The sequence below is a fragment of the Shewanella schlegeliana genome (assembly GCF_016765635.1).
In the GTDB taxonomy this organism is placed as follows: domain Bacteria; phylum Pseudomonadota; class Gammaproteobacteria; order Enterobacterales; family Shewanellaceae; genus Shewanella; species Shewanella schlegeliana.
In genome coordinates, this window is record NZ_JAESVD010000015.1 from 79251 (window position 1) to 85794 (window position 6544).

Sequence of the window (6544 nt, forward strand, 5' to 3'; positions counted from 1 at the left end):
GAAAAACGTTTCCTCTGTATCTCGTCATTGAATTATTGAACTGGGATATAACCTTCAGCTGCCACTATGCTTTGACCATCTTTCGATAAGATGTAGTTGATAAAGTCATTGGCATTTTTTGGGGCTTGCTTGTCCATTAATACGATAAATGGACGGGCTATTTGATAGTCGCCAGCGACGATATTTTTCTCTGTCGCTGCGATACCGTTTACATCGATAGCGCGTAAGCTGTCATCGACACTGCCTAGAGATATATAGCCGATAGCGTATGGGTTGTTGGCTACAATGGTCTTGATCATGCCATTACCGTTACCTACCTGAGCCGTTGGTGAGATAGCAGTGACTTTGTGACCGTTAATTGTGCGTTGTAGCTTCATGATCTCTTCAAATGCGCCGCGGGTTCCCGAGCCATTTTCACGGGTGACCACTACGATAGGGCGAGCTTCACCGCCAACCTCTTTCCAATTCTTAATTTCACCACGATAGATTTTTGATATCTGCTCTTGGGTGAGATTCTTTACTGGGTTAGCTTTGTTGACCGCAGCCGCAATACCATCACGAGCGATGACAATCTCTTTAGTACTGCTGTTGAGTTCGCTTTCTTTTACGTTACGTGAAGACATACCAATCATGCTGGTACCATCTTTCGCTGCACGAATGCCAGCCGATGAGCCAGTACTTTGTACTTCAACGTTAGTGTTAGTGGTGTTTTGATAATTTTCTGCAAGCACTTCCATTACGTGAGCTACAGATGTCGAACCTGATACTGTTACTGTGCTTGCGTGGGCAAGTGGTGCTGTCATTAGACCTACTGCGGTTAACAAGCCAAATACTTTTTTCATTACGATTTCCACTCTATTGTTTGGTCGCTTAGATACGAGTTATTTACAAAACCAAGTTAGTGCCTCACTGAAGGCAAGCGCATTAAGACAGAGAAATATGACAATTAGGTGACAAGCTGATTGAGTCGAGCGTATGGCATATGAGCTGATAGAAATATGACTTGGCTTTGATGGAAAGCGGACTGCGCCAAAATTGTTAAATAAACAAAAATTAAGGCAACATTTCTTAATTGGCCATTTTGTTTAATTATTCAGGTATTTTAATGCTTTAGTTAGGGGGTTGCGGCTTGGTTAATTACCAAAAACAAGCCGGTGTTAACTTGCCATTAAGTTTGTTTTAACAGTTTCTGGGTGGTTTTATGTTATGTTTCGCTTGTTCGAGTAAGGGATAAATTTATTATTAAACTTTTGTGACACTGACTATGACAGGGACATCTTCGACTTTCTGTGGAGAGTTTATGACCTAAATATCAGTCACTCTTCATCGTAATACCTCCTGTATCGACACTCGCTAACTAATATCCATCACACAACCCACGCAAAGGTGCTCTCTATGACGACTGAAATGATCATGATTGGTATGTCTGTTTTGATCTTAGTAGGAATATTGCTGCATCACCCCTCGAGAACTTTAGGTATACCGTCACTGCTGATCTTCATGGGTGTAGGGCTTATGTTGGGTAATGGGGAGTTTAACTTTGTCTATGATGATTTAGACAAGACCGCGTGGATAGGTGGCTTGGCGCTAAACATGATCGTGTTTGTTGGTGGCATAAACACCTCAACCGATAAAATTAAAGTGGCTTATAAAGAGGGGGGAGTACTAGCCTCCTTTGGCGTACTGTTTACCACGTTAATTTTTGGCGTGATTCTATATGCTTTATTGGATTTCGACTTTATAACCTGCCTGCTGTTTGCTGCAATAGTGTCATCTACCGATGCCGCTGCCGTCTTCTCTATTCTCGAGTCTAAAAAGTTAAAACTTAAAGAGCAGACCGATACGGTATTGGAGTTTGAGTCGGCCACCAACGACCCCGTCGCCATGCTACTGGTTATCTTTTTAACGGATATGGTGCTCTCTACGGGTAAGAGTATTGCTGCGTCAGAGATAGCTTTGGAACTGGTGACCCAAATTGGTGTTGCTATGATAGTTGGTTGGCTGGTGGCTAAAGTCGCAGTATCTCTACTGAATCGCATTCACCTATCTGAGTTTGGTCTTATTCCGGTGTTTGTTTTAGCTAGCTTTGTCATTGCGACCTATGGCGCCGAATTACTAGGGGGCAATATCTTGCTGGCCTCTTATATTGCTGGTGTGGTGATAGGCAATGGTATTAAGCGTGGGCAGTTGGTTAATCTGCATTTCTTTAATAGCTTATCTTGGTTGGCTCAGGCACTGATGTTTATCGTGTTAGGTTTACAGATCTTCCCACAATCACTCGCAACTGTGTTTGTAAGCTCATTATTGCCGGCGCTACTATTGATGCTGGTGGCTAGACCTTTAGCTGTGCAGCTCTGTTACCTGCCATTTGTTAAGGCGAGCTGGAAGAAGCGCTTGTTTATCTCTGCAATCGGCTTAAAAGGCGCAACACCCATTGTATTTGCATTAATTCCTGCTGCGGCTGGCGTGCCGGGATCCTTAGATATCGTGCATATGGTGTTCTTTATCGTATTGTTCTCTGTCTTTATTCAGGGGGGAGCGATAGCCCCCTTGGCGAATAAGCTAGGTTTGAACCGTTCCGATAAAGAGTAACGAATCGTTTATGCCGCTGCTGTGGCTAAAGCATTTTTAGACTCAATTCCTTTCCATACCTTTTCATGGAAGTAGAACACAACCGTATTGATAGCGGGCTCGATTAATGCAACTGCGCCACCAATGACCACACTTCCGGTCAATAGGTAAGTAATAGTGAAAGCTACGCTAAAGTGAAGTATTGCAAAAGTCATGGTCTTAATCATGGTGAGTCCCCCTATTTGAATTAATTAAATGATAATGATTCTCATTTATAATTTAAAGAGGAATACTTAGATTTATTTAATAGGATAAATAGATTAGAGCAGTGATTTGATTATATTGAGCCCATCAGTGAATTCACAGATGGGCTAGGGCTTGCTAAGAGATTAGTAGTGCCATGGGAAAGAGGAGAAGTCTTGGTCGCGCTTCTCAAGGAAGGCGTCACGGCCTTCTCTGGCCTCCTCTGTTCCGTAAGCTAGACGAGTCGCTTCACCAGCAAATAGTTGCTGACCCACTAAACCATCATCGGGTAAGTTAAAGCCGTATTTCAACATGCGCATCGCTGTTGGTGACTTAGAGTTGATCTCCTTAGCCCACTTTAATGCTTCAGTCTCCAGTTCCTGATGAGGAATGGCGCGGTTAACCATACCCATATCGAAGGCTTCTTCGGCAGAATAGTTAAAGCCTAAGAAGAAGATTTCACGAGCACGTTTTTGGCCGATCATCTTAGCTAGATAGGCACTACCGTAGCCAGAGTCGAAGCTACCCACATCTGGATCGGTTTGTTTAAATACGGCGTGCTCTTTTGAGGCAAGCGTTAAGTCGCACACGACATGTAAGCTGTGACCGCCACCAACTGCCCACCCCGGAACGACAGCGATAACGACTTTAGGCATAAAGCGGATTAAGCGCTGTACTTCGAGGATATGCAGACGGCCCATACGAGCAACATCAGGAGTGCCCTCTTCTGCACCTTCATACTTATAACCGTCTTTACCGCGAATACGCTGATCGCCGCCAGCACTGAAAGACCATTGTCCTTTGGCTGAAGGGCCGTTGCCTGTTAACAATACACAACCAACGTCTGACCATTGGCGAGCATGATCCAGTGCTATATATAGTTCATCGACAGTCTTTGGGCGGAATGAGTTGAGGCAATCTGGGCGGTTAATAGCGATACGCACGGTGCCCTGATCTTTGGCTCTGTGGTAGGTAACATCTTCGAAATCAAATCCAGGAACGAGATCCCATAATTCGGGATCAAAAATGTCTGATACTTGTTGTGTCATGAGCTGATAGCCTTTTCACTTCATTTAATTACAGTAATGGCTAAAGGCTAGGCCGAATCAGATCTCAGGTCAATCAAGTTTATAGAGTAACTGAGATCTGTTGCATTATCGGCTTAAGGTTAAGCATATTAGTTGAGCTTATCGCAGATGTAGGTTTGGTTTTCCTTACTAAACGCTGAGTGGCTACTCGCTCCACTGCCACAGAACTCATCCTTGAAACCATCGAGTTTAGCCTGAGACTGAGTGATGAGTTTTAATGCTTGCTGTTCGGTAGCTGAGAGGCGGTCAGCAATGTCTGTCTTTAATAAATCCACTTTATCGTCGATACGTTGGATTTGCGTCCCTGTCATGCTATCTAGCTTGTCTTCAGCTTGTTGGTAGATCCCCTGAACTTCTGCAATAGGCTCGTCTAAGGTGTCTGTTTCTGTATAAAGGTAGTAAAGAGTTCCTGCAATTATTGCCAATATGATCCAGCCCTTCATCTTTTAGTCCTATGTAGGTGAATAACTTGTATTATAAGCGTTATAATAAGCTAGTTTTCTTGCAATATTAAAGCTGTAAGGCTGCAAAATGAACGCCCAACAAAATAAAAAAGACTTCTCAAAAGCTGAAAGAATCAAGATCCACCAACCCGATGCGACTAAGGCAGACCGCTTTAATCCGCGTAATCGTATTTATGTTAGAGCGGTTGAAGGACTATGGACGACTCTGCGTCGTCGTTTAGGTTGGATTGCAATGCTATTCTTCTTGCTTCTGCCATGGCTCCCGTGGGGAGACCGCCAGGCTGTCTGGTTTAATCTTGCAGAGCAAAAATTCCATGTATTTGGCTTAACAATATGGCCTCAGGATTTTACCTTGTTAGCCGCATTATTAATGATTGCTGCATTCGGGCTCTTTTTTATTACTACATATTTAGGCCGAGTGTGGTGTGGCTATACCTGTCCACAGACGGTTTGGACCTTTATCTTTATCTGGTTTGAAGAGAAACTCGAAGGTTCACGCAATAAGCGTATTAAGTTGGATCAGATGCCATGGAGCTTTGATAAGCTATGGCGAAAAACAGCAAAACATTGCGCTTGGTTATTGCTTTCCTTACTCACTGCGATGACATTTGTTTCCTACTTTGTGCCTACGAGTGAAGTCTATATAGAGGTATTTACCTTAAATGCCAGTGGGGCAGTCTATTTCTGGGTTATCTTCTTCACCTTTGCCACATACGGTAATGCTGGTTGGATGCGTGAGATCATGTGCCTGCATATGTGTCCCTATGCACGTTTCCAATCTGCGATGTTTGATAAGAACACTTATATAGTCGGCTACGATGTTCATCGTGGTGAGGCGCGTGGACCAAGATCGAGAAAAGCCGATCCTAAAGCCATGGGCTTAGGGGATTGTATCGATTGCGACTTATGTGTCCAAGTATGCCCAACGGGTATAGATATTCGAAATGGCTTGCAGTACGAATGTATTAACTGTGGTGGATGTATCGATGCCTGTGATACGACAATGGAGCGTATGGGTTATAAGAAGGGCCTTATTAGTTACACCACGGAAAACAAGCTGGAAGGAATTAAAGAGAAAGTACTTAGACCAAAGCTTGTTGGTTATGGCGTCGTACTTTCGGTGATGATTTTGGTCTTTGTCTATGCAACAGCGACGATAGCACCGATTCGTATCGACGTTATCCGCGATCGAAACCAGTTATTTAGAGAAACTGACGACGGCTTAATTGAGAACACCTTCACCCTGAAGATCCTAAATAAAACTGAAAGTGAACACACCTATAATATGAGTGTTGAGGGATTGGCTAACTATAATTGGATTGGACCTCAACAAGTCACTATTGAAGGTGGCGAGGTGCTGACTCTGCCAATCAGCGTTGCTGTGGATCCTGTAGACCTATCTAGAGCAATGACTCATATCAACTTTAAGGTGGTTACAGATGAGGGGGAGATAGAAGCAAAGCAGGAATCCCGCTTCTTCGGTAACTGACTTTAATAGACAAAACATATAAAAATGGGGCGTTTAGCCCCTTTTTTGTACGTATCGTTTGATAACTATGCATTTGATTCGAATATTCTCATTTAATTAAGATAGCCCCTTGCGCTTTCATCTCACATCCCTATAATGCGCATCCACTGACACGGCACAGCAGGCCAACTACCTAGGTAGAAAGGGACTTGCAGCGGTGTTAGAGATTCGAAAATCGAAAGAGATTTGAATCTGGTGACAATCGCTTTAAGAGCTTTATTAGATGTGCCTTGTATAAAGAATCATCGCTTGAAAAACTTCTTAAAATAAGCGCTTGACGCCGACACTGGGAAGTGTAGAATACGCCTCCTCAGCCAAACGACCTAAGCGTCTAAGGCGAAGTCTGAAAGACGACTTCACGCTCTTTAACAATATGACAAGCAAATCTGTGTGGACACTCACAGAGATTAAGTTATTCGAAACTGTCTTCTAACGAAGCAGTCAAAAATTTACTTAATGAATGAGTGTTCATAGCAATATGTAATACAGAATTCGTTGAGCCGCTGACCCTTTCGAGGTGAAGCAAAAAAACTTTAATTGAAGAGTTTGATCATGGCTCAGATTGAACGCTGGCGGCAGGCCTAACACATGCAAGTCGAGCGGTAACACAAGGGAGCTTGCTCCTGAGGTGACGAGCGGCGGACGGGTGA

At 43.5% G+C, this 6544-nt stretch carries 6 protein-coding genes and 1 rRNA gene; 3 read left to right on the top strand and 4 right to left on the bottom strand.

Going from position 1 to position 6544, the window contains the following annotated elements; all coding sequences use genetic code 11:
- Nucleotides 1-32 precede the first annotated feature (32 nt).
- Entirely contained in the window at nt 33-842 is an 810-nt protein-coding gene (locus JMA39_RS20010) for a phosphate ABC transporter substrate-binding protein (RefSeq protein ID WP_202723664.1), read from the bottom strand.
- A 553-nt stretch (nt 843-1395) separates the two neighbouring features.
- Here JMA39_RS20010 and JMA39_RS20015 point away from each other — a divergent pair.
- Nucleotides 1396-2592 carry a potassium/proton antiporter gene (locus tag JMA39_RS20015; RefSeq protein WP_202723665.1) on the top strand — a complete coding sequence of 399 codons (1197 nt, stop codon included), beginning with the start codon at nt 1396-1398 and terminating at the stop codon, nt 2590-2592.
- An 8-nt stretch (nt 2593-2600) separates the two neighbouring features.
- On the opposite strand, the gene JMA39_RS20020 is transcribed toward JMA39_RS20015, so the two are convergent.
- The 3 genes from JMA39_RS20020 to JMA39_RS20030 form a co-directional block, all read right to left on the bottom strand.
- Nucleotides 2601-2798, bottom strand: a complete 198-nt coding sequence (locus JMA39_RS20020) for a DUF2061 domain-containing protein (RefSeq protein ID WP_202723666.1) — start codon at nt 2796-2798, stop codon at nt 2601-2603.
- Nucleotides 2799-2960: 162 nt separating this feature from the next.
- Nucleotides 2961-3863 carry a 1,4-dihydroxy-2-naphthoyl-CoA synthase gene (locus JMA39_RS20025; protein ID WP_202723667.1) on the bottom strand — a complete coding sequence of 301 codons (903 nt, stop codon included), beginning with the start codon at nt 3861-3863 and terminating at the stop codon, nt 2961-2963.
- Nucleotides 3864-3991: 128 nt separating this feature from the next.
- On the bottom strand, nt 3992-4345 hold the full coding sequence (locus JMA39_RS20030; protein ID WP_202723668.1) for a hypothetical protein: 354 nt from the start codon (nt 4343-4345) through the stop codon (nt 3992-3994).
- Nucleotides 4346-4433: 88 nt separating this feature from the next.
- On the opposite strand from JMA39_RS20030, the gene ccoG reads away from it, so the two are divergent.
- Both ccoG and JMA39_RS20040 read left to right on the top strand, forming a co-directional pair.
- A complete protein-coding gene (ccoG, locus tag JMA39_RS20035) occupies nt 4434-5855 on the top strand; it encodes a cytochrome c oxidase accessory protein CcoG (RefSeq protein WP_202723669.1) in 1422 nt (473 codons plus the stop codon).
- Between the two features lie 573 nt (nt 5856-6428).
- Nucleotides 6429-6544: ribosomal RNA gene (locus tag JMA39_RS20040) — 16S ribosomal RNA — on the top strand; the annotation flags it as partial.